The sequence below is a fragment of the Streptomyces sp. NPDC045287 genome, from assembly GCF_056432325.1.
This window is the reverse complement of sequence record NZ_JBWKJG010000014.1, coordinates 59,198-81,711: the sequence shown is the minus strand read 5'-3', so window position 1 is coordinate 81,711 and position 22,514 is coordinate 59,198. Positions and strand designations below refer to the sequence as shown.

General features: G+C 74.6%; 22 protein-coding genes. 15 read left to right on the top strand and 7 right to left on the bottom strand.

Annotated elements, in window-relative coordinates:
* Positions 1-237: 237 nt before the first annotated feature.
* From AC07D6_RS22910 to AC07D6_RS22850, 13 genes are all read left to right on the top strand, one after another.
* Entirely contained in the window at positions 238-4,143 is a 3,906-nt protein-coding gene (locus AC07D6_RS22910; protein ID WP_479047055.1) for a wHTH domain-containing protein, read from the top strand.
* Positions 4,144-4,250: 107 nt separating this feature from the next.
* The gene (locus tag AC07D6_RS22905; protein ID WP_315877279.1) at positions 4,251-4,817 is read left to right on the top strand and encodes a GNAT family N-acetyltransferase; all 567 of its coding nucleotides are present in this window, start codon (positions 4,251-4,253) and stop codon (positions 4,815-4,817) included.
* A 137-nt stretch (positions 4,818-4,954) separates the two neighbouring features.
* On the top strand, positions 4,955-5,038 hold the full coding sequence (locus AC07D6_RS22900) for a putative leader peptide (RefSeq protein WP_315877410.1): 84 nt from the start codon (positions 4,955-4,957) through the stop codon (positions 5,036-5,038).
* A 126-nt stretch (positions 5,039-5,164) separates the two neighbouring features.
* Positions 5,165-6,862: a nitrite/sulfite reductase gene (locus tag AC07D6_RS22895; RefSeq protein ID WP_479047052.1), complete on the top strand. Its 1,698-nt coding sequence runs from the start codon at positions 5,165-5,167 to the stop codon at positions 6,860-6,862.
* Positions 6,859-7,038 (top strand): hypothetical protein, encoded by a 180-nt coding sequence (locus tag AC07D6_RS22890; RefSeq protein WP_315877281.1) that lies wholly within the window; start codon positions 6,859-6,861, stop codon positions 7,036-7,038. Before AC07D6_RS22895 ends, AC07D6_RS22890 begins: the two co-directional genes overlap by 4 nt.
* Positions 7,035-7,736 (top strand): phosphoadenylyl-sulfate reductase, encoded by a 702-nt coding sequence (locus AC07D6_RS22885; RefSeq protein WP_315877282.1) that lies wholly within the window; start codon positions 7,035-7,037, stop codon positions 7,734-7,736. Before AC07D6_RS22890 ends, AC07D6_RS22885 begins: the two co-directional genes overlap by 4 nt.
* Positions 7,733-8,299 (top strand): adenylyl-sulfate kinase, encoded by a 567-nt coding sequence (gene cysC, locus AC07D6_RS22880; protein ID WP_315877283.1) that lies wholly within the window; start codon positions 7,733-7,735, stop codon positions 8,297-8,299. The genes AC07D6_RS22885 and cysC overlap by 4 nt, the downstream gene beginning before the upstream one ends.
* Positions 8,296-9,234, top strand: coding sequence for a sulfate adenylyltransferase subunit CysD (gene cysD, locus AC07D6_RS22875; RefSeq protein WP_315877284.1), 939 nt, complete (start codon positions 8,296-8,298; stop codon positions 9,232-9,234). The genes cysC and cysD overlap by 4 nt, the downstream gene beginning before the upstream one ends.
* Before the next feature lie 2 nt (positions 9,235-9,236).
* On the top strand, positions 9,237-10,574 hold the full coding sequence (locus AC07D6_RS22870) for a sulfate adenylyltransferase subunit 1 (RefSeq protein ID WP_479047049.1): 1,338 nt from the start codon (positions 9,237-9,239) through the stop codon (positions 10,572-10,574).
* Between the two features lie 199 nt (positions 10,575-10,773).
* A complete protein-coding gene (locus tag AC07D6_RS22865; protein WP_479047046.1) occupies positions 10,774-11,889 on the top strand; it encodes an ABC transporter substrate-binding protein in 1,116 nt (371 codons plus the stop codon).
* A gap of 35 nt (positions 11,890-11,924) precedes the next feature.
* Complete coding sequence (locus AC07D6_RS22860) at positions 11,925-12,719, top strand: ABC transporter ATP-binding protein (protein ID WP_479047044.1); 795 nt, start codon at positions 11,925-11,927, stop codon at positions 12,717-12,719.
* The gene (locus AC07D6_RS22855; protein ID WP_315877288.1) at positions 12,706-13,599 is read left to right on the top strand and encodes an ABC transporter permease; all 894 of its coding nucleotides are present in this window, start codon (positions 12,706-12,708) and stop codon (positions 13,597-13,599) included. The genes AC07D6_RS22860 and AC07D6_RS22855 overlap by 14 nt, the downstream gene beginning before the upstream one ends.
* Before the next feature lie 5 nt (positions 13,600-13,604).
* Positions 13,605-14,342, top strand: a complete 738-nt coding sequence (locus AC07D6_RS22850) for a sirohydrochlorin chelatase (RefSeq protein WP_315877289.1) — start codon at positions 13,605-13,607, stop codon at positions 14,340-14,342.
* 129 nt (positions 14,343-14,471) lie between these two features.
* Here AC07D6_RS22850 and AC07D6_RS22845 read toward each other — a convergent pair whose 3' ends face one another.
* Genes AC07D6_RS22845 through AC07D6_RS22825 form a run of 5 tightly spaced genes read right to left on the bottom strand, consistent with a single transcriptional unit; the run spans position 14,472 to position 19,620 of the window.
* The gene (locus AC07D6_RS22845; RefSeq protein WP_315877290.1) at positions 14,472-15,341 is read right to left on the bottom strand and encodes an STM4011 family radical SAM protein; all 870 of its coding nucleotides are present in this window, start codon (positions 15,339-15,341) and stop codon (positions 14,472-14,474) included.
* A 6-nt stretch (positions 15,342-15,347) separates the two neighbouring features.
* Positions 15,348-16,724 carry an STM4012 family radical SAM protein gene (locus AC07D6_RS22840; protein ID WP_479047041.1) on the bottom strand — a complete coding sequence of 459 codons (1,377 nt, stop codon included), beginning with the start codon at positions 16,722-16,724 and terminating at the stop codon, positions 15,348-15,350.
* Positions 16,721-17,527, bottom strand: a complete 807-nt coding sequence (locus AC07D6_RS22835; protein WP_315877411.1) for an STM4013/SEN3800 family hydrolase — start codon at positions 17,525-17,527, stop codon at positions 16,721-16,723. The genes AC07D6_RS22840 and AC07D6_RS22835 overlap by 4 nt, the downstream gene beginning before the upstream one ends.
* 19 nt (positions 17,528-17,546) lie before the next feature.
* The gene (locus AC07D6_RS22830; RefSeq protein ID WP_479047039.1) at positions 17,547-18,656 is read right to left on the bottom strand and encodes an STM4014 family protein; all 1,110 of its coding nucleotides are present in this window, start codon (positions 18,654-18,656) and stop codon (positions 17,547-17,549) included.
* A 10-nt stretch (positions 18,657-18,666) separates the two neighbouring features.
* Positions 18,667-19,620 carry an STM4015 family protein gene (locus AC07D6_RS22825; RefSeq protein WP_479047037.1) on the bottom strand — a complete coding sequence of 318 codons (954 nt, stop codon included), beginning with the start codon at positions 19,618-19,620 and terminating at the stop codon, positions 18,667-18,669.
* A gap of 166 nt (positions 19,621-19,786) precedes the next feature.
* Here AC07D6_RS22825 and AC07D6_RS22820 point away from each other — a divergent pair, with 166 nt between their 5' ends.
* Positions 19,787-20,113 (top strand): hypothetical protein, encoded by a 327-nt coding sequence (locus tag AC07D6_RS22820; protein WP_479047035.1) that lies wholly within the window; start codon positions 19,787-19,789, stop codon positions 20,111-20,113.
* Between the two features lie 34 nt (positions 20,114-20,147).
* Positions 20,148-21,173, top strand: a complete 1,026-nt coding sequence (locus AC07D6_RS22815) for a DUF6745 domain-containing protein (RefSeq protein WP_479047034.1) — start codon at positions 20,148-20,150, stop codon at positions 21,171-21,173.
* Between the two features lie 12 nt (positions 21,174-21,185).
* Here AC07D6_RS22815 and AC07D6_RS22810 read toward each other — a convergent pair whose 3' ends face one another.
* Entirely contained in the window at positions 21,186-21,806 is a 621-nt protein-coding gene (locus AC07D6_RS22810) for a mycothiol-dependent nitroreductase Rv2466c family protein (protein ID WP_479047032.1), read from the bottom strand.
* 43 nt (positions 21,807-21,849) lie between these two features.
* Entirely contained in the window at positions 21,850-22,413 is a 564-nt protein-coding gene (locus AC07D6_RS22805) for a DUF1697 domain-containing protein (protein WP_315877297.1), read from the bottom strand.
* Positions 22,414-22,514: the final 101 nt, after the last annotated feature.

Here is a 22,514-nt window from a genome sequence, read left to right as displayed (position 1 = left end):
CCGGGTCCCGGGGGAGCCGGTTCCGCCCGCCCCCGTGCTCCTGGCCGCGCGGGAGTCGGGGCTGACGCCGCCGGGGCGGGCTCCGGGGCGCCCGCCGCCGCGCCCGTGCGTGTCCGCTCCCGGCCTTCCCCGCCGCCCCGGGCGCGGGACGGCTCCTCGATGCGCGCGCGTGCCGCGGTCGCGCGGGGCGGCTCCTAAGCTGGACTCCTTGTCGGGGCGGGGGAGGTACGGGCGGCCATGCGGGAACCGGGCACGTGGAACAGGGTGGAGGACAGCACGGTGACGGGTCCGCTCATCCAGGCCGGGCACATCGGCCGGGTGACGTTCCAGCAGGTGGCGCCGGAGCCGGAGGCCCCTGCCGCCGGGGACCCCTGGGTGGACCTCGTACGCGACTCGACCGTGTGGCGGCACGTGCCGGACGGGCGGGACCCGGCGCGGTGCCGGGACGCCGCCGCCGCGGTCGCCGCCTCGCTCGCCCGGCTGCGCGACGCGGCGGAGGAGCGGCTGGCCGGCGACCCGTGGCAGGACCCGCGCGGCCCGGAGCGGTTCGCGGAGCACCTGGAGTGGTTGCTGGGCGAACCGGACGGCGGCGCCGGCCTCGACCTGTACCCGGTGGAGGCGGCGCTGTTCGCGCTGGTCCCGCTGCTGGCGCGGGTGCACGACCTGCGGATGGCCGCCGACCGCCTGCACGTCGAGCCGTGGCGCCTCGACCCGACCGGGGACGGGACGCCGCCCTCACCGGAGCGGTCGGCGTTCGAGGCGTACGCGGACGGGCACGGGGTGCTGGTGCAGCGTGCGCTGCTGCGGCCCGGCACGGCGGAGCCGATCGGCTGGTGGCTGTTCCACCGCTGGCTGGTGCGGCACGAGGCGTACGCCGCGCCGGAGGCGGTGCGGGGGCTGCTGGACGCCGTCGGGGAGGCGGACGGCGGGGTGCTGGGCGACGCGCTCGCCCCGGACCGGGTCGGCCGGCTCCTGCACGGGCTGCGGCGCGGCCCCCACGTCTGCAACCCCGAGTTCCTCGGCACCCTCCCGCCCGACGACCTGCTGCGCGGGCCGGGCCGGCAGCGGGTGCGGGACCAGCGGCTGGTCCTGCTCACCTCCCTGGCGTACGCGCTGACCGCCGGGATGACGACGCTGCCCGACGTCGTCGCCGAACACCTGGGCGTCCCCCACCCGGTCGACCTGGCCGCGCTGCGCGCCACGCTGGAGAAGTCGTCGTGGGGCGGGTCCCCGGACCTGCCGGTGCTGCGGGCGGAGTGCTCCCACGAGGCGGTCGTGGAGGGGCTGCGGTCGGCGGTGGGCCGCATGGACGAACTGCTGCACGCGGTGACCCGTACGGTGCGGGAGCGGGTGACGCAGCCGATGCCGCACCTCCCGGTGCGGCTCTCCGCCGACGGCGTGGTCCCCGTCGAGGGCGCCTTCACCGGGTGGGCGAGCTTCCGGCTGGACGAGCGGCGGGTGCGCGACCTGCTGATGGGCGTCCAGCTCTACAAGGACCGGGACCTGGCGATCCGGGAGCTGTACCAGAACGCGCTGGACGCCTGCCGGTACCGGCGGGCCCGCACGGAGTACCTGGACCGCACGCACCCGGCGGCCACCTACGCGTACGAGGGCTCCATCGTCTTCGAGCAGGGCGTCGACGACGACGGCCGCGCGTACGTCGAGTGCCGCGACGACGGCATCGGCATGGGCGAGGCCGAGCTGCGCGGGGTGTTCTCCCACGCGGGCGCGCGGTTCGCGGAGCAACCGGACTTCCGCGAGGAGCGCGCCGACTGGGCCCGTCTCGACCCTCCCGTCCTCTTCTACCCCAACAGCCGCTTCGGCATCGGCGTGCTCAGCTACTTCATGCTCGCCGACGAAATGCGGGTGACGACCTGCCGGATGGACCGGACGGGCATGCCGGGCCCGGTGTTGGAGGCGTCGATCTTCGGGCCGGGGCACCTGTTCCGGATCGCGCGGCGCGCGGACCGGGGCGAGCGCCCGGGGACGACGGTCCGGCTGTACCTGCGGGACGCGGAGCCCGGCTGGTCGTGTCCCCAGGTGCTGGCCCGGCTGCTCGGCGTCGCCGAGTTCCCGACGGTGGCCCGGCACGGCACGGAGGTGGTGCGGTGGGCGCCGGGGTTGTTGCGGGAGCGGTGGCGGGCCGGGGGCCGGTTCGGCCCCAACGCGGACGGCCCCGTGGAGGAGTGGCCCGACGCCCCGCCCGGGGCCCAGGTGTTCTGGTGCCGGCGGGGCGGGGGGCTGCTGGTCGACGGGCTGACGGTGCGGCCGGCCGTCCGCGGGGGCGTGCTGTCCGGTGGGGAGTCGGGGCTCGTCGGCGCGGTGGTGAACCTGTCGGGGCCGCTCGCCCCGGAACGGCTGTCGGCGGACCGGGCCCTGATCCTGGACGACGTGCGCGACACGGTCGGGGAGCTGCTGGCCGGGGCGATGGACCACCTGCTGGGCGGGTCCCTCCTGGACTTCCCGTGGCTGCGCGAGGTGACCGACGCGAGCAAGGCGCTGGCGGACCTCGTCGTGGAGCGCTGCGTCGCGGTGGGCCACGAGATCCCGGGCGGCCCCGCCACCGGGATCTCCCGGGCGGGGTTCTTCCCCGACGACCTCCCCCTCCTCTTCCCGGACCTCCAGTCCCCCACCGCGTGGCGGACGTCCCGCGACGTCAGGGGGGTGCCCGACCACATCCTCCTCTGGCGGTTGATCGCCCACCGGCCCGAGCCGGTGTGGGCGGAGCTGCTGCGGATCTGTCCGGAGCTCGCCGCCGTCGGAGAGGTGGCGCCCGCCCTGCCGTCCGACCTCAGCGTTCTGAAGCTCGCGCGCCTCCCGCAGATCACCGACCCCCGTGTGGCATCCAAGCTCCTCAAGAGCTCCCTGAGGAACGATCAGGTCCTCCAGATCGCCGCCGGTCTGGGCCGCTCTCCCCGGGCGGTCGCCCTGCGCGCCAAGACCCTGGGGCTGTACGACGGGCCGTGTGACGGGTTCTCCGACACGCGTCCCGAGGAGAGGCCGTTCGGCAGGAGGAGACCGGCCGGGAACCGGCACGACAGGCGGGTCACCCCGAGCCTCCTCGTCCGGACGGCCCGCGAGGAGGGACAGTCGCTGGAGGCGCAGGCGGCCCGGTGGCGGCGGGCCGGGGTCGACGTGCCGGACGAGGTCCTGGCCATGGCGCGGGCCGGTGCGGCGGACGGGGTGCTGGGCCCCTACCTGAGTGCCGCGCCGTGCCCGTGGTTCCAGCCCGGCGCGCAGGTCCCGCCCGGTCTGCTGGTCGCCCTCTCCTCCGAGCTCGGCCGGCCCCTGTCCGATCTGTGCGCACGGCTCCGGGCGTGCGGGCTCGCGGTGGAGCCGTCCGTCCTCCCCGACCCGCCCCCGGCCCGTCTCGTGCGCGCCCTGAGCGAGCACCTGAGCGGTGCGTCCCCCTGGCTGGATCCCGAGGAGCCGGTTCCGCCCGCCCACGTGCTCCTGGCCGCACGGGAGCTGGGGCTGACGCCGCCGGAAGCCGCTGCGTGGTTCGAGCGGCTGGGTTTCCGCGCGCCGGAGACGCTCCCCGACGAGACGGAGTCCCACGATCTGGACATCCTGACGCCACCGGTCGAACCCAGGACCCTGCGGTTCTCCCCTCTGCGGCCGGGGAAGCCGGTCCTGTACACCCAGATCCTGGAGGTCGCCGCGCGCGGGGGGCTCAGCCCGGCGGTGGTCGCCTCCCGCATGAGGGCGTACGGACTGGCCGCGCCCCCCTTGCGTTCCGTGTCCCCGTCACAGGGGGACGACAGGCTGCTCGCGGTGGACGGCCCGTTGGGCTGGCGCGGACTGCGGTCGGACCGACCCGTCCCGTTCGCCCGGGTCCTGGAGGCCGCCGGCCACCTGCTGGTCCCACCGGCGGACATCGCGGCCCGGCTGGCGGAGCACGGCATCGCCTGCTCGTGCCCTGACCTGCCCGAGGGGCTGTCGTACGAGCGGGCGTCCAGGCTCGTCGCGGGGACCCTGTCACCGGACAGCGGACGCGTCGGCCTGCAGGAGCTGCTCGACCGGTCGCGCGCGCTCGGCGAGCCCGTCGGCCGGATCCACCACTGGCTCGTCGAGCTCGGCGTCGACGTCGTCGACCCCGCGCAGGCCGTCCGCGAGGCGCTCCCCCGCGTCCCCCGTCCGTAGCCCTCGTCCCCGGCCCGTCGGCCACCGGACCCCCGTCCGTGGCCCGGTGGGCCGGGGACCAGGACCGCGCTGGCCACAGGCGCACGCTCCGTGGTTCCCTGGCCGTCATGAGCATCGCCGTCACCACCTGGTACCTGGAGCAGACCTCCCCGGACGACCTGCGGCCCGCCGCCGCGCCGGAGGGGGACGTGGAGATCGTCCGCGCAGAGGTGCCCTCGCCCGAGTTCAGCCGCTTCCTGTACTGCGCCGTGGGGGGCGACGTCTCCTGGGTGGACCGGCTCGGGCTGACGTACGCGCAGTGGCGGGAGATCCTGGAGCGGCCCGGCGTCGAGACGTGGGTGGCGTACGAGAAGGGGACGCCGGCCGGGTACATCGAGTTGGACCCGCAGGACGAGGGCGTCGTCGAGATCATGTACTTCGGGCTGGTCCCGGCGTTCCGGGGGCGGCGCATCGGCGGGCACCTGCTGTCGTACGGCACGGCCCGCGCCTGGGACCTGGCGGACCGCTGGCCGGGGCGGACGCCCACCAAGCGGGTCGTGCTGAACACCTGCTCCCTCGACGGGGAGCACGCGCTCGCCAACTACCGGCGGCGCGGCTTCCGCCTCTACGACACGCGGGTCGCGCAGAAGCCGGCCGTCGAGACGCCGGGGCCCTGGCCGGGCGCCTCCGCCTGAGCCCGCGGCGCGTCACGGGGCCGCGGAGCGGTCCCGCGGACGTGACCCATACCACACTTGTCCACAATGCGGGACATCTTTGTCCGAGATATGGACAAAGGTGGACTGAGTCCAAACTCGCATGACACGCTTCCGTCATGTCTCGAGCTGGAATTGCCTTGGTGAGTCGGCGGCACGTCGACCTCGGCCGCATGTCCAGCGCCATGTGTCCGGCGCGCTGAGCGAACCAGCCACGCCGCGATCCCCGATCTTCTGAACCCGCCGCGCAATGTCGCGCAGGAGCTCTGCCCTGCGCGACATTGCGCAGGTCAGAGCCGCCCTCCTGCAGTCCCGAAGGACGTATAGCCATGGCCGCCACCCCGGAAAAGCCCGCACCCGCCACGCCACGCCGCAAGGTGGGGCGCCACCGTGGCGAGGGCCAGTGGGCCAGGGGCCACTTCACGCCCCTCAACGGCAATGAGCAGTTCAAGAAGGACGATGACGGTCTCAACGTGCGGACACGCATTGAGACGATCTACTCGAAGGCCGGATTCGACTCCATCGACCCCAACGACCTGCGCGGCCGGATGCGCTGGTGGGGCCTCTACACCCAGCGCAAGCCCGGGATCGACGGCGGCAAGACGGCCGTCCTGGAGCCGGAGGAGCTGGACGACGAGTACTTCATGCTGCGCGTCCGCATCGACGGCGGCCGCCTGACGACCCGGCAGCTACGGGTCGTCGGCGAGATCTCCCAGGAGTTCGCCCGGGGCACCGCCGACATCACCGACCGGCAGAACGTCCAGTACCACTGGATCCGCATCGAGGACGTCCCCGAGATCTGGCGCCGCCTCGAAGAGGTCGGCCTGTCCACGACCGAGGCGTGCGGCGACACCCCGCGCGTCATCATCGGCTCGCCCGTCGCCGGGATCGCCGAGGACGAGATCATCGACGGCACGCCCGCCATCGAGGAGATCCACCGCCGCATCATCGGCAACAAGGAGTTCTCCAACCTGCCCCGCAAGTTCAAGTCCGCGATCTCCGGCTCGCCGCTGCTCGACGTGGCGCACGAGATCAACGACGTGGCGTTCGTGGGCGTGGAGCACCCCGAGCACGGGCCCGGCTTCGACCTGTGGGTCGGCGGCGGGCTGTCCACCAACCCGAAGATCGGTGTCCGCCTCGGCGCCTGGGTTCCCCTCGACGAGGTCCCGGACGTCTACACCGGCGTCATCTCGATCTTCCGTGACTACGGCTACCGGCGGCTGCGCAACCGGGCCCGGCTGAAGTTCCTCGTCGCCGACTGGGGCGCCGAGAGGTTCCGTCAGGTCCTGGAGGACGAGTACCTCCAGCGCAAGCTCGTCGACGGCCCCGCCCCCGCGCAGCCCGTCCAGCAGTGGCGCGACCACGTCGGCGTCCACCGCCAGAAGGACGGCCGCTTCTACGTGGGCTTCGCCCCGCGCGTCGGCCGCGTCGACGGCGCCACCCTCACCAAGATCGCCGAGGTGGCGGAGGCGCACGGCTCCGGCCGCGTCCGCACCACCGTCGAGCAGAAGATGATCGTCCTCGATGTCGAGGAGGCGCAGGTCCCCTCGCTCGTCGCCGCTCTGGAGGCGCTCGACCTGCGGGTGAACCCGTCGCCGTTCCGGCGCGGCACCATGGCCTGCACCGGCATCGAGTTCTGCAAGCTGGCCATCGTCGAGACGAAGGCGCGCGGCTCCTCCCTCATCGACGAGTTGGAGCGCCGCCTGCCCGACTTCGACGAGCCGATCACCATCAACATCAACGGCTGCCCCAACGCCTGCGCCCGCATCCAGGTGGCGGACATCGGCCTCAAGGGCCAGTTGGTCCTCGACGACGAGGGCCGCCAGGTCGAGGGCTACCAGGTGCACCTCGGCGGCGCCCTCGGCCTGGAGGCCGGCTTCGGCCGCAAGGTGCGCGGCCTGAAGGTCAGCTCCGCCGAGCTGCCCGACTACATCGAGCGCGTCCTCACCCGCTACCGGGCGGAGCGCGAGGACGGCGAGCGCTTCGCCACCTGGGCCACCCGCGCGAGCGAGGAGTCCCTTTCGTGAGCGAGAGGGCCGCCCCGTTCTACTGCCCGTACTGCGGCGACGAGGACCTGCGCCCCGCCGAGCAGGGCCACGGCGCCTGGGAGTGCGCGGCCTGCAATCGAGCCTTCCAGCTGAAGTTCCTGGGCCTGCTGGCCCGGGGCCTCCAGCGCCACGACAGCGGAGGGGACCCGACATGACCGTCACGCGGACCGACGAGGAACTGAAGGCGCTCGCCGAGCGCGCCGGCCGCGAGCTGGAGGACGCCCCGGCGCTCGACGTCCTGAAGTGGGCCGCCGACACCTTCGGCGAGCGCTTCTGCGTCACCTCCTCCATGGAGGACGCCGTCGTCGCCCACCTCGCCTCGCGCGTCTTCCCCGGCGTCGACGTGGTGTTCCTCGACACCGGCTACCACTTCCCCGAGACCATCGGGACGCGCGACGCGGTCGACGCCGTGATGGACGTCAACGTCATCACGCTGACGCCGCGCCAGACCGTCGCCGAGCAGGACGCCGAGTACGGGCCGAAGCTGCACGACCGCGACCCGGACCTGTGCTGCGCGCTGCGCAAGGTCAAGCCCCTCGAAGAGGGCCTGACCAAGTACGCCGCGTGGGCGACCGGGCTGCGCCGCGACGAGTCCCCGACCCGGGCGAACACCCCGGTCGTCGGCTGGGACGCCAAGCGGCGGAAGGTCAAGGTGTCCCCGATCGCCCGGTGGACCCAGGACGACGTCGACGCGTACGTCGCCGAGCACGGCGTCCTCACCAACCCGCTGCTGATGGACGGCTACGCCTCCGTCGGCTGCGCCCCCTGCACGCGCCGCGTGCTGGAGGGCGAGGACGCGCGCGCCGGCCGCTGGGCGGGCCGCGCCAAGACGGAGTGCGGGCTGCACGCATGACGAACGACCACTCTTCTCAGGAGAAGCACGTGACTGGGGCCACCATCTGGCTCACCGGTCTGCCGAGCGCCGGCAAGACCACCATCGCGTACGAGCTCGCGGGCCGGCTGCGCGACGAGGGCCACCGCGTGGAGGTGCTCGACGGCGACGAGATCCGCGAGTTCCTGTCGGCGGGCCTCGGCTTCAGCCGCGAGGACCGGCACACCAACGTGCAGCGCATCGGCTTCGTCGCCGAACTGCTCGCGTCGAACGGCGTGAAGGTCCTCGTGCCCGTCATCGCCCCGTACGCCGACAGCCGCGAGGCCGTCCGCAAGCGCCACCAGCGGGAGGGCACCCCGTACGTGGAGGTGCACGTGGCGACGCCGGTCGAGGTGTGCTCCGTACGCGACGTGAAGGGGCTGTACGCCAAGCAGGCCGCCGGCGAGATCAGCGGCCTGACCGGCGTCGACGACCCGTACGAGGAGCCGGAGAGCCCCGACCTGCGGATCGAGTCCCACAACCAGACGGTGCGGGAGTCCGCGCAGGCGCTGCACGCGCTGCTGACCGAGAGGGGCCTGGCGTGACCACGACGCTCAACGTGACGGAGGAGCAGCAGGACAGCCCGTTCGCGCTGTCGCACCTCGACGCGCTGGAGTCCGAGGCCGTCCACATCTTCCGCGAGGTGGCGGGCGAGTTCGAGCGGCCGGTGCTCCTGTTCTCCGGCGGCAAGGACTCCATCGTCATGCTGCACCTGGCGCTGAAGGCGTTCGCGCCCGCCCCGGTGCCGTTCTCGCTGCTCCACGTGGACACCGGGCACAACTTCCCCGAGGTCATCGAGTACCGCGACCGGACCGTGGCCCGGCACCACCTGCGGCTGCACGTGGCGTCCGTCCAGGACTACATCGACCGCGGCGTCCTCAAGGAGCGCCCGGACGGCACCCGCAACCCGCTGCAGACCGTACCGCTGACCGAGGCGATCCAGCAGCACCGCTTCGACGCGGTGTTCGGCGGCGGGCGGCGCGACGAGGAGAAGGCCCGGGCCAAGGAGCGGGTGTTCTCGCTGCGCGACGAGTTCTCCCAGTGGGACCCGCGGCGCCAGCGGCCCGAGCTGTGGCAGCTCTACAACGGCCGGCACGCCCCGGGCGAGCACGTGCGGGTGTTCCCGCTGTCCAACTGGACCGAGTTGGACGTGTGGCAGTACATCGCCCGCGAGGGCATCGAGCTGCCCGAGATCTACTTCGCGCACGAGCGGGAGGTGTTCTCCCGCAACGGCATGTGGCTGACCGCCGGTGAGTGGGGCGGCCCGAAGGACGGCGAGACCGTCGAGAAGCGGCTCATCCGCTACCGCACGGTCGGCGACATGTCCTGCACGGGCGCCGTCGACTCCGACGCCACCACGCTCGACGCCGTGATCGCCGAGATCGCCGCGTCCCGGCTGACCGAGCGGGGCGCCACCCGCGCCGACGACAAGCTGTCCGAGGCCGCGATGGAAGACCGCAAGCGCGAAGGGTACTTCTAGAGATGTCCAGCACCACCGCCGCCGAGCAGCTCTCGGCCACCACCCTGCTGCGTTTCGCGACCGCCGGGTCCGTCGACGACGGCAAGTCCACCCTCGTGGGCCGGCTGCTGCACGACTCCAAGTCGGTCCTCGCCGACCAGTTGGAGGCCGTCGAGCACGCCTCCCGCTCCCGCGGCCAGGAGACCCCCGACCTGGCGCTGTTGACGGACGGCCTGCGGGCCGAGCGCGAGCAGGGCATCACGATCGACGTGGCGTACCGTTACTTCGCCACGGCCCGGCGCCGGTTCATCCTCGCCGACACGCCCGGCCACGTGCAGTACACGCGGAACATGGTCACCGGCGCGTCCACCGCCGAGCTGACCGTGATCCTCGTCGACGCGCGCAACGGCGTGGTCGAGCAGACCCGCCGGCACGCCGCGATCGCCGCACTGCTGCGCGTCCCGCACGTCGTGCTGGCCGTCAACAAGATGGACCTCGTCGGGTACGAGGAGGCCGCCTTCGCGGGGATCGCCGAGGAGTTCACGGCGTACGCGGCGGAGCTGGGCATCCCCGAGGTCACCGCGATCCCGATCTCGGCGCTCGCCGGCGACAACGTGGTGGAGCCGTCCGCGACGATGGACTGGTACGGCGGCCCGACGGTGCTGGAGCACCTGGAGACCGTGCCCGTCAGCCACGACCTGACCGGCTGCCACGCCCGGCTGCCCGTGCAGTACGTGATCCGCCCGCAGACCGCGGAGCACCCGGACTACCGGGGCTACGCGGGGCAGATCGCCGCCGGGACGTTCCGCGTCGGCCAGGAGGTGACCGTGCTGCCCTCGGGCCGTACGTCGCGGGTCTCCGGGATCGACCTGCTGGGCACGCCCGTCGACATCGCGTGGACGCCGCAGTCCGTCACCCTCCTCCTGGAGGACGACATCGACGTCTCGCGCGGCGACCTGATCGTGCCGTCCGGGGACGCCCCGGCGACCAGCCAGGACGTCGAGGCGACGGTCTGCCACGTGGCGGACCAGCCGCTGGCGGTGGGCCAGCGGGTGCTGCTGAAGCACACGACCCGTACGGTCAAGGCGATCGTCAAGGACATCCCGTCCCGGCTCACCCTGGACGACCTGTCCCAGCACCCCGCCCCGGGCCGGCTCGTCGCCAACGACATCGGCACCGTCAAGATCCGCACGGCCGAGCCGATCGCGCTGGACGCGTACGCCGACTCGCGCCGCACCGGCTCGTTCCTCCTGATCGACCCGGCGGACGGCACCACCCTCGCGGCGGGCATGGCGGGCGAGTCGTTCGCCGGGGAGAAGGCCGTGGCCGCCCCCGCCGACGACGACGGCTGGGACTTCTGATGGCGCGCGCCGCCTTCGCGGCCCCCGCCGGGCGGGGCGGTCGCGCCGGCGCGGGCACCGGGGGTGTCGCGCGATGCGCCCGATGACCCGCCACCCGCTCCCCCGCCGCCCCGGACCACCGCCCACCACCGCCCGCCCCACCGCCCCGCCCCTCCCGTACGGGAGGTAGCGGCCGGGCCGACGAGAGGAACCCCTCCCCGTGCCTGCCACCTCCCGCCCGCTGCCCGCGCCGCGCCGCGGCCTCGCCCTCGCCGCGGTCCTGCCGCTGCTGCTCGCGGCGCTGGTCTCGTGCGGGTACGGCTCGCAGGCGGTGGAGAACAAGGCGAAGGTGGTGGCCCAGGGGCCGAAGCTGTCCGCGGACACGGTGCGCGTCGGGTACTTCGCGAACCTCACCCACGGCACGGCCCTCGTCGGTGACCGGGAGGGCTTCCTCCAGAAGGAGCTGCGCGGCACGCGGCTGCGGACCGCGACGTTCAACGCGGGCCCGTCCGCGGTCGAGGCGCTCAACGCCGGCTCCGTCGACATCGCGTTCCTCGGCCCCTCCCCCGCCCTCAACGGCTACACGAGGTCCGGCGGGAAGAACCTGCGGATCGTCGGCGGCGCCGCGTCCGGCGGCGTCCGGCTCGTCGTGAACCCGGACCGGGTGAGGAGCCTCTCGGACGTCAGGGGCAAGCGGATCGCCACCCCGCAGCTCGGCAACACGCAGGACGTGGCGTTCCTCCACTGGGCCGCCGAGCAGGGCTGGAAGGTCGACCCGCAGAGCGGCAAGGGCGACGTGTCGGTCCTGCGCGTCGACAACAAGATCCTCCCCGACGCCTACCGGTCCGGGTCGGTCGACGGCGCGTGGGTGCCCGAACCGACCGCGTCGAAGCTGATCGCCGAGGGGGCGAAGCCGCTCCTCGACGAGGCGTCGCTGTGGCCCGGCGGGAAGTTCGTGATCACCAACATCGTCGCCTCGCAGGGCTTCCTGGAGCGGCACCCGGACGTGGTGGAGGCGGTGCTGCGCGGCTCGCTGAAGGCCAACGCGTGGATCAACGCCCACCCCCGGGAGGCCAAGGCCGCCGCGAACGCCCAGATGAGGGCGCTCACCGGCAAGGCGCTGCCCGACGCGGTCGTCGACTCGGCGTGGCCGACGCTCCGGTTCCTCGACGACCCGCTGGCCGGGACGCTGCGCGAGCAGGCCGGCCACGCCGTGGCCGCCGGGCTGCTGGAGGACCCCCGGCTGGCCGGGATCTACGACCTGCGCCCGCTGAACAGGGTCCTCGCCGCCGCGGGCCGGGCGCCCGTCCCCGACGCCGGGCTCGGTGTCCGTTGAGTCCGCGTCAGACCAGCTCCCAGGAGGTGACGACCATGGCCATCACGATCGGTACGGCGGCCCGCGCCGAGGACCGCAAGGCGGCCGAGTACGCCGCGCGGATCGAGCGCGTCTCGAAGTCCTTCGCCGGCCCCACCGGGCAGCAGCTCGTCCTGGACGACATCAGCCTCGATGTCGCGCCGGGTGAGTTCGTCACCCTCCTCGGGGCCTCCGGCTGCGGCAAGTCGACCCTGCTCAACCTGGTCGCCGGGCTCGACCGGCCGTCGTCGGGGACGATCGCCACGGACGGGCGCCCGGCCCTGATGTTCCAGGAGCACGCGCTGTTCCCGTGGCTGACGGCCGGCAAGAACGTCGAGCTGGCGCTGAGGCTGCGCGGCGTGCCGAAGGCCGACCGCCGCGACGAGGCGGAGCGGCTCCTCGAACTGGTCCGGCTGGGCGGCGCGTACGGCAAGCGCGTCCACGAGCTGTCCGGCGGGATGCGGCAGCGCGTCGCGATGGCCCGGGCACTCGCCCAGGACAGCCGGCTGCTGCTGATGGACGAGCCGTTCGCCGCGCTCGACGCGATCACCCGCGACGTGCTGCACGGCGAGCTGACCCGGATCTGGGCGGAGACGGGCCTGTCGGTGCTGTTCGTCACCCACAACGTGCGCGAGGCCGTACGGCTGGCGCAGCGCGTGGTGCTGCTGTCGTCCCGGCCGGGGCGGATCGCCCGCGAGTGGACGATCGACCTGCCGCAGCCGCGCCGCATCGAGGACGCCGCGGTGGCGGAGCTGTCCCTGGAGATCACGGAACGACTGCGGGGGGAGATCCGCCGACATGGCCAGCACTGACACGAGGGCCGGCGCCGGCAGGACGGACGACCTGGCGGGCCTGGAGGCCGGACTCGACGCGCTCGACGCCGTCGAGACGCGCCGGACGCCGCTGCGCGAGACGCTGGTGGGGAAGGTCCTGCCGCCCGCCGTGGCGGTGGTCCTCGTCCTGGTCGTGTGGCAACTGCTGGTGTGGGCGGAGGTCACCGACGCGTACAAGCTGCCCGCGCCGTCCGCGGTATGGGACAGCCTGTCCGAGATGTGGTTGCAGGGGACGCTGTTCGGCGTCATGTGGACCAGCGTGTCCCGCGCCCTGTTCGGTTTCGTGTTGGCGCTCGCGATCGGTACGCCGCTGGGCCTGCTCGTCGCCCGCGTGAAGGTCGTGCGGGCCGCGATCGGGCCGATCCTGTCGGGCCTGCAGTCGCTGCCGTCCGTCGCGTGGGTGCCGCCCGCGGTGCTGTGGCTGGGCCTCAACGACCGGATGATGTTCGCGGTGATCCTGCTCGGCGCCGTGCCGTCCATCGCCAACGGGCTGGTCGCCGGCGTCGACCAGGTGCCGCCGCTGTTCCTGCGCGCGGGCCGCACGCTCGGCGCGACCGGGTTGCGGGGCGCCTGGCACATCGTCATGCCGGCGGCGCTGCCGGGCTACCTGGCGGGCCTGAAGCAGGGGTGGGCGTTCTCGTGGCGGTCCCTGATGGCCGCCGAGATCATCGCGTCGTCGCCGGACCTGGGCCTCGGTCTGGGCCAGTTGCTGGAGAACGGCCGCAACAACGCGGACATGCCGGGGATCTTCCTGGCGATCCTGCTGATCCTGCTCGTCGGCATCGCCGTCGACCTGCTCGTGTTCAGCCCCGTGGAGCGCGCGGTGCTGCGCCGCCGCGGACTGCTGGGCCGGGGCTGAGCGCCGTGGCCGGCCCCGTGCTGCTCGTCGTCGCCCACGGCAGCCGCGACCCGAGGCACGCCGCGACCGTCCACGCCCTGGTGCGGGTGGTGGCCGCGCTGCGCCCCGGCGTCCGGGTGGAGACCGCGTTCCTCGACTTCAACGTACCGTCCGTGCCGGCCGTCCTGGCGTCCCTCGCGGCCGGCGGCGTACGGGACGTGGTGGCCCTGCCGCTGCTGCTGAACCGGGCGTTCCACGCCAAGGCGGACATCCCGGCCGTGTTGCGGCAGGCGCCGCCGGTACTGCGGATCCGCCAGGCGGAGGTCCTCGGCCCGTCGCCGCTGCTGCTGCGCGCGGCGGAGCGCCGCCTGTACGAGGCGGGCCTCACCCCCGCCGACAAGCCCGCGACCGGGGTCGTCCTGGCCTCGGCGGGCTCCACCGACCCGGAGGCGAGCGCGGTGTTCGCTGAAACGGCGCGGGAGCTGCGGCGTGCCGGTTGGTGCGCCGTGCGGCCCGCGTTCGCCTCCGCGGCCCTTCCCCGCACCGAGGACGCGGTGCGGGAGCTGCGCGCCGCGGGCGTCCGGCGGGTGGCCGTCGCCCCGTACGTGATCGCCCCCGGTCGGCTCCCCGACCGGATCGCCGCAGGCGCGGCGGACGCCGACGTCCTGGCCGACGTGCTCGGCCCGGCCCCGGAACTGGCCCGGCTGCTGCTGGAGCGGTACGACGGGGCGCGGGCGGCCCACCCGCTGGCCGCGGCGGTCTAGGCCCCGCCCGGCGGCCACGCCGACTCCGGCGCCCGGCCGCGCCCCCGCCCGCGGGGGCGGGGGTCCGCGGTGGGCGGGCGGTCCGCGGTTCTCGCGGGCGTCCTCCGACGGCCCGGCGGGCGGGGGCCTTCAGCGGCGTTCCGGGGCGGCCGGCGCGTGGGCCGCCGGGACGCGTTCGAGGACGCCGCCCGCGAACACGTCGTACAGCGGCAGCGTCTCCAGGTGCACGTACCCGATGTGGCAGTCGCAGACCGCCAGCGGGCAGGGGCGCGGGGCGAGCGCGGCACGGTACGAGCCGTCGTAGAGGTTGCCCAGCTCGGTGCGGACGAAGTGGCAGCGGCGGACCGTGCCGTCGCCGTCGACGGAGACGACCGACTCGCCCGTGCGGCACGGCAGTCCGCGCGAGCGGTGCGGGTGCCGGCTGTAGGGGAACAGCGGGTCGATGGCCGTCCAGGCGGCGGCCTCGTCGTCGGTGTAGGTGCGGCCCTCGGCGGCGTTGACCCACAGGTAGACGTGGGCGGGCAGGGCGGCGCGCAGCCGCCGGGCGTCCTCCAGGTGTTCGGGCAGGCCGACGACGCCGACGCTGTGGCGCACGCCCCGGTCGGCGAGGTCGCGGGTCTTCGCGAGGAACCGTTCGTAGGGCGTCTGGCCGGGGTGGTAGGTGCACCACAGGGCGACGGTCTCGGGGTCGGCCTCCGCGAGCCAGTCGGTGCGGCAACTGAGGTTGGTCTGGATGGCGACGCGCCGGACGTGCGGCCGGTGCGACAGCTCGACCAGGGCCCGCCGGTACCAGGAGCGGACCAGGCCCTCCCCCCAGGGCGTGAACAGGACCGACAGCCGGTCACCGGTCGGGGCGCCGGCCCAGCCGGTGAACCGTTCGAGCGCGGCCCGGTCGGCGCGCAACTGCGCGGGGGTGTCGCGGCGCTTGGCGAAGGGGCAGTACGGGCAGTCGTAGTCGCAGGAGGCGAGCGGCCCCCGGTACAGGATCGTCAGGTCCATGGCGGGCTACTTCGGCTCGTACGCGGCCATCGCGGCCCGTACGGCGGGTGAGAACAGCTCGGGGCCCAGCGCGTCGGAGTGGGCCAGGCCCTCCGGGGAGAGCCGCAACCGGGCGCCCGCGCCGCCGGGGTCGCCGCCGGGGCCGTCGTCGAGGAGCCAGCCGCGCTCCGCGAAGGCGGTGAGCTCGGCGGGGAAGTCGTCGTACGGGTCGGTGCCGAACCGGTCGCGGTAGTCGGCGAGCGGCATGCCCTGGGCCTGGAGGAGCGACTGGAGGAGGTGGCGGCGGCGCGCCTCGTCGCCGTCGACGGGCCGGCCGTGGACGGCGCGGCCGAAGTCCTCGGTGGCGGTGTAGTCGTCGATGATCGCCCGTATCTCCCCCATGTCGACGGCGTAGTCGAAGGAGTAGTGGAGCGTGGAGGTGTAGGAGCGGGCGCCGCAGCCGAGGCCGATCATGCCGTCGGTCTGGCAGGCGTGGTCGTCGGGGCCCTGCGGGGCGGCGTCGGCGCGGCGGAACATGCGCATCGACACCTGCTCGTAGCCGTGCGCGAGGAGGTGGTCGCGGCCCTGCCGGTAGAGCGTCAGGCGCTGTTCGTCCCAGGCGCGGTCGGTGTGGGCGGTGCGCCGGGCGAGGCCGGTGAGGGGGCGGACGTACAGCGGGTACAGGTACAGCTCCTCGGGCCGCCAGGCGAGGGCGGCGTCCAGGGAGGTGCGCCAGGTGGCGGGGGTCTGGCCGTCGATGCCGTAGATGAGGTCGATGTTGAGGACGGGGATCCGCGCGTCGCGGACGCGGCCGAGCGCGGCCTCCACGTCGGCGCGGCGCTGCGGCCGTACCGCCGCCCTGGCCTCCTCGTCGACGAAGCTCTGCACCCCGACGCTGAGGCGGGTCGCGCCGCGCTCGGCGAGGACGGCGAGCCGGTCGGCGGTCGCGGTGGCGGGGGACGCCTCGACGGAGAGGGGGACGGCGCGCAGGTCGGCGCCCATGCGCTTCTCCGCGATGTCGCAGAGGCGGTCCAGTTCGCCGGCGGTCAGGAAGGTCGGTGTGCCTCCGCCGAACGCGGCGTTGGCGAAGCGCACGGGGCCCGTGCCCCCGTCGCCCGGCGCGTCGAGGGCGTCGCGGACGGCGGTGGCCTGGCGGTCGAGGGCGTCGAGGTAGCGGCCGGTGAGCCCGTCGGGGGCGCCGATGCGGGTGAAGAGGTTGCAGAAGCCGCAGCGGACCTCGCAGAACGGAACGTGGAGGTAGAGGGAGAGCGCGTCCCTGCGCTCGTCCCGCCACAGGTCGCGCAGGGCGGGCCGGTCGGGCAGCGGCCGGTACGCGGTCTTGTGCGGGTAGGCGTAGACGTACGCCTGGTACGGGCGGACGGGGGTCGCGGCGGGCGCGGTCATGCGGACGGCTCCAGGAAGAAGTGGGCGTACGGCACGGTCCACACGGCCTCGTGGCCGAGGCGGTGGCCGGTGTAGCCGTCGTCGCCGTAGGTCGTGCCGTGGTCGGAGCAGACGACGGCGAAGCAGCGGCGGCGGGAACTCATCGCGGCGAACAGCCGGCCGACGTGCCGGTCGACGTACTCCAGGGCGGCGGCGTGGGTGGCGCGGCTGTCCCCGGCCTCGCGGGTCGCGCCGGGCAGGTGGAACCAGTTGGGCTGGTGCAGTGCCGAGACGTTGAGGAAGAGGAAGAGCCGCTGCCGCGGGGGGAGCGCGGCGACGATCCGCTCGGCCCGGCCGACCTGCGCCTCGAAGGAGGTGGGCGACGCCACGCCGAACTCCGGCTCCCAGTGGCTCTCCTGGAACAGACCGGGCAGTACGCCGCCCAGCGCGCCCCGCTTGTTGAAGAAGCCGACGCCGCCGACGCACACCGTGCGGTACCCGGCGGCGGCGAGCCCGGAGACCAGGTCGGGCGTATCGAAGACGTACGTGCGCCCGGCGGTCGTCTCGCTGCCGGCGAACCGGGCGGCGAACAGCCGCGGGTGCGGCCCCGGTTCGGCCGGTGTCGGCAGGAAACCGGCGAACATCGCCTGGTGGGAGGCGTAGGTGAAGCTGCCCGGCGCGTGCCGCTTCTCCCAGGCCCCGCCGGGGAGGTGGCGGGCCAGGTGGGGGATGCGTCCGGCGGCGGCCAGTTCGGCGGCCACGTCGTAGCGGAGGGTGTCCAGGGTGAGCAGGAGCAGGTCGTCGCGGCCGACGACCTCGTTCATGTCGGGGAGCTGGGTGCTGTCAGAGGGGTGCACGGAGGGTCCTCGTGTGGTGGTGCCGCTGTACGGCCGCGACCTGGGCGGCGTAGGTGTCCAGGCCCTCGGCGCCGCTGCCGGGGAGTCCGGTGAGGCCGGGCAGGAGGTCGCCGAAGGCGTTGACCTCGGCGACGGCGAACCGGCGCCAGCCGACCGCCGGGAGCAGGTCGACGCCGACGCACAGCGTGCCGGGGAAGCAGGCCGCCGCCCGCTCGCACGTCTCCAGGGCGTCGGCCCAGTGCGGCCCCGCGGCGGCGACGGCGGCGGCCAGGTCGCCGCGCCGGCCGCCGAGGTGGAGGTTGGTCATGGGTGAGCGGCTGGAGCGGACGACGGCGTGGGTGGCCCGGCCGGCGACCACGACGACGCGCAGGTCCGTCACCCCGCCGTCCAGGGACGCCTTGGGCCACCACCGCTCGATGTGCAGTCCGTCCGGGGCGAGCGCGTCGACCAGGGCGGCGACCTCCCGCTCGCTCGTGCTGCGGCGGACGCGCAGCGAGTTGTGGAGGCGGCCGTCGCCGGTGCTCTCCACGGAGGTGGTCGCCCTGATCCGGCCGCGGCCGGCCGTCTCGACGGCGACGATGCCGGACGCGGAGGACCCGTGGGCGGGCTTCAGGAACGCGCGCGGCATGCCGCGCGCGTCCATCAGGGCCCGTACGTCGTCCCAGCCGCGCACCGGGGTGCCGCCGCCGGACGTCGGCGACTCGGGGACCGGCACCCCGGCCCGGTCCAGGGCTCGGTGGCAGCGCCGCTTGTCGAAGAGGACGGCCAGCTCGCCGGGGTCGTCGAGGCGCACGCCGCCGGTGAGGGACCGTACGGCGGTGGTGAACCGCGCGTACCAGCGGGCGCCGCCCTCGACGCGGGTCGGGTCGTCCACTCCGCGCAGGAGGCGGTCGACCTCGGCGTTCTCACCGGGCGACTCCAGCCGTACGACCTCGTCGGGGGCGAAGCCGGCGCCGCCGTCCCGCAGGACCTCCGTCCACGGCACGACGCGCGGCGCGGGCAGCCCCGCCTCGCGGACCGCCCGGCCGAACAGGGCGACGCGGCGGTTCTCGGGATTGCCGACGACCGCCCAGCGCGTCGGTGCTTCCTCCGTCACGGCCCGTCCGTCACTCGCCGACGGCGACGTAGCGCCAGACGCGGCCGTCCCACTCGTCCTCGTCGGCGTGGCCGCGGTCCAGGTCGAGGGTGACGCCGGCGCTCTCCAGCGTCTCCCTCAGTCGCTGCCGCAGCGGCTCGCCGAGGTAGTTGTGGTGGAGGTCGAGCTTCTTCAGGTGCGTGAGCGGCTGGCCGCCGAGCAGCGCGGTCGCGCCCTCGTCGGTGAGGACGCCCATCGAGAGGTCGAGGGTCTCCAGCCGGGCGACGACGGGCGCGGACGCCACGGCCGCGGCGATCCCGTCCTGGATGTCGCTGTTGCGCAGCGCCAGGTGGCGCAGGCTCGGCAGGCGGGACCCGTCGAGGATCGGCGCCACGTCCTCGACGGAGCAGTCGCCGCCGTAGCCGTCCGTGCCCAGCCACAGGTCGAGGTGGACCAGCGCGGGCAGGTCGCTCGCGGCGACGCCGCGCACGGCCTCGGCGGGCATGCCGCCGGTCTGGACGGTCAGGGAGCGCAGCCGGCCGTGGGAGACGGCGGGGAAGCGGAGGCCGGTGCCGCCGCGGACGCCGAACTCCTCCAACTCGGGGAAGCCGTCGAGGAGCGGGGTGACGTCGCCCTGGTTGATCCAGGAGATCTCGCACTCCTCGGACTCCATGTCGCCGAGGAACAGGGCGCGCAGGGCGGTGAGTCCGCTCCGCGCGTCGAGGAGCGCGGCGATGACCGGCTCGGGCCCGGTTTCGTACGCCTCCTCCCAGGCGCCGACGACGATCGCGCGGACCCGGCCGAGGTCGACGGCCGCGGCGAACCGGGCGAACGCCTCCGGCCAGCTCTCCTCGCTGTCGTACGTGTCGGACGAGACCCGCCACGCGACGGTGTCCGCCTCGGGCAGCGGCGTCTTCCCGCCGTCCTGCGGGCCCGGGAAGTCGAAGACCGGAAGCCCGTACGACTCCCGCAGATGCGCCACCATGTTCTCCCCGCCGTTCCTCGCCTGTTCGCTGTCGATGTGCCTGCAAGTTGTAGCAAGCGCCACTGACAGCGCCCGGGGCGGGGCCGGTCGGGAGGCGTTGTCAGACCCTCCGCCTACGGTCGGACACGACGCGGCGCACCGGGCGGCGCGGGGGAAGGGGACAGGTATGTACCGGCAGGGGGACGTGCTCGTCGTGCCGCTCGACGAGGCGGCCGTTCCGGCGCACGTCGCGGACGCGCCGGCGGAGCCGCGGGACGGGCGGGGCCGGATGGTGCTGGCGCTGGGCGAGGTGACCGGACACGCGCACGCCGTGGTCGGTCCGGGGCGGCTGGTGCGGGAGCCGGGCGCGTCCGGGCCGCTGCTGCTGCACCTGCCGGACGGGGGGCGGGTGGTGCACGAGGAGCACGCCGCGATTCCCCTGCCGAAGGGCTGGTACCGGGTGGTGCGGCAGCGGGAGTACGTGCCGGGCTCGGTGCGGATCGTGGCGGACTGAGGAACCGGCGGCCGAGGGACGGAGGGGGACGGCGATGAGCGGTGTCGACGCGTGGAGGGCCGTCGCGGCGGCCACGGGCCCGGCGGACCGGGCGGCGGCGGAGGCGGGGGTGCGCCTCGCGTACCGCCGGGCGGGGCTGCGGGAGCCGGAGCGGATCGTGTGGGCGGGCTCGCCGCGGGAGGCGGTGCGGCTGCTGCGGGACGCGCCGGACGGCCCGTGCGGGCCGCGGGCGCGCGGCCGCGGCGTGCGGGACGCGGTGCGCAGCGCGCCGTGGGCGGCCGAGCGGAGCCGGCTGCACGAGCTGATCGGCCCGCGCGGCTGGGGCCGGCGGTGGAACGCGACCGGCGCCCGCCTGTGGGAGGCGACGGAGCGGCTGGTGGACCGTGTCCGGGCCGGGCTGGTCGAGGAGCTGGCGGACGGCCGCGCCGAGGAGGCGGAGATCCGGTTGCTGCTGCTCGACGCGGTGCTGGGCCAGCACGACGCGGCGTGGCTGTGCGCGTTCGGCGCGCAGGAGGGCACTCCGCTCGACGGGCTCGCCGCGGTGGCCCGGTCGGCGGGCTGGTGGTGGCCGTACGAGCGGCTGGCCGTCGTGTGCGAGCGCCCCGTCGAGCTGCACCGGGACGAGGCGGGCCGGCTGGACCGCGGTGACGGCCCGGCGCTCGCCTACCCGGACGGCTTCGCGCTCCACGCGTGGCGCGGCATGCCCGTTCCCGCCGCGTTCCTGGCGGAGCTGCGGACCCTGACGCCGCAGCGGATCCGGGGGGAGGAGAACGCGGAGCTGCGCCGGGTGATGCTGGAGTTCTACGGCTACGACCGCTACCTGCGCGAGTCGGGTGCCGAGCCGGTGCACCGGGACGGGACGGGCGTGCTGTGGCGGATACCCCTGCCGGACGACGAGGACGTCGTCATGGTGGAGGTCGTCAACTCGACGCCGGAGCCCGACGGCACCAGCCGTACGTACTGGTTGCGGGTGCCGCCGGAGACGCGGACCGCGAAGCAGGGGGTGGCCTGGACGTTCGGGTTGGACGCCGAGGTGTACGCGCCGCTGCGGGAGACGTGACGGGCGGGCCGGTCAGTCGTAGTCGAGGCCGCCGGTGCGGGCGCGCTTCAGCTCGAAGAACCCGCTGTGCCCGGCGAGGGTGCGGAAGGCGTCGAAGAGGCGGGCGGCCTCCTCGCCGCGCGGGATCGCGTTGAGGACGGGGCCGAACCAGACGGCGCCGTCGACGTGGAGGGTCGGCGTGCCGACGTAGCCGCCGGCGGCGGGGTCCCTGCCCGCGTCGTGGCTGCGGCGCACCGCCTCGTCGTACGCGGGGTCGTGCGCGGCCTTCGCGAGGTCGGCGGGCAGGCCCAGTTCGGCGAGGGCCTCGGCGACGACCGCGTCGAAGTCGTCGTTCCCCTCGCGGTGGATGCGGGTCCCGAGGGCCGTGTACAGGTCGCGGAGCACGCCTTCGCCGTGGTGGTGCGCGGCGGCGGCCGCGACCCGGACGGGGCCCACGGAGCGGTCGACGAGGTCCCGGTACCAGTCGGGCAGCTCGTTGCCGGTGTTGTGGAGGTGGAGGCTCATCACGTGGAAGCGCACCCGGAGGTCGCGGTGGCGTTCGACCTCCAGGATCCAGCGGGAGGTGATCCAGGCGAAGGGGCAGGCGGGGTCGAACCAGAAGTCGACGGTGGCGGTGGGTTGTCCGGTGTTCATGCTCGTGACGCTAGTCGGCGGGTGGTCCGGGTGAGCGGGCCAATCACGGGACGGGTTCCTGGGCCATTTCGGCGAGCTTGAGGACGGTGTTCCAGTTACGGGTGGTGGCGACGAGGCCCCTGAGGACCGTCGGGCGGGCGAGGGCCTCGGCCAGTTTGGAGCGCCCGAGGCCGTCCGGGACGTACAGGTACAGCGCCCGGTCCCCGAGGCGGAACTCCTCCGGGAGGCGGGCGGCCCGGTCGACGGCGGCGAACCGGTCGACGCTGACGGGCGCGGAGAAGTAGGTGACGTGGAGCTGCCTCGGTTCCAGCTCCGCGGCGGGGAACGGGCAGGCGTCGACGACGGCCCGCAGGTACGGGCCGCCGCGGACGAGGCAGTCGACACGGAACCCGAAGCGCTCCTCCAGCGCCCGCTCGATCGCGGCGGCGAGCGCGTCCTCGTCCGCGTCCGACGCGGTGGTGAAGAAGGCGTTGCCGGACTGGAGGTGGGTCCGCACGGCGGTGTGGCCGAGTCCGGTGAGGACGGCGCGCAGTTCCGCCATGGGGACCTTCCGGGGGCCGCCGACGTTGACGCCGCGCAGCAGGGCTGCGTATCGGGTGGTCGTCATGGCCGCCACTCTAGGCCGCCGCCCTGCCCCGCTGCCCCGCCGTCCCACCGCCGGGCGGGCGCGGCGGTGGGGAAGGCCAGCGGCTCGGGGTGCGCCCCGCC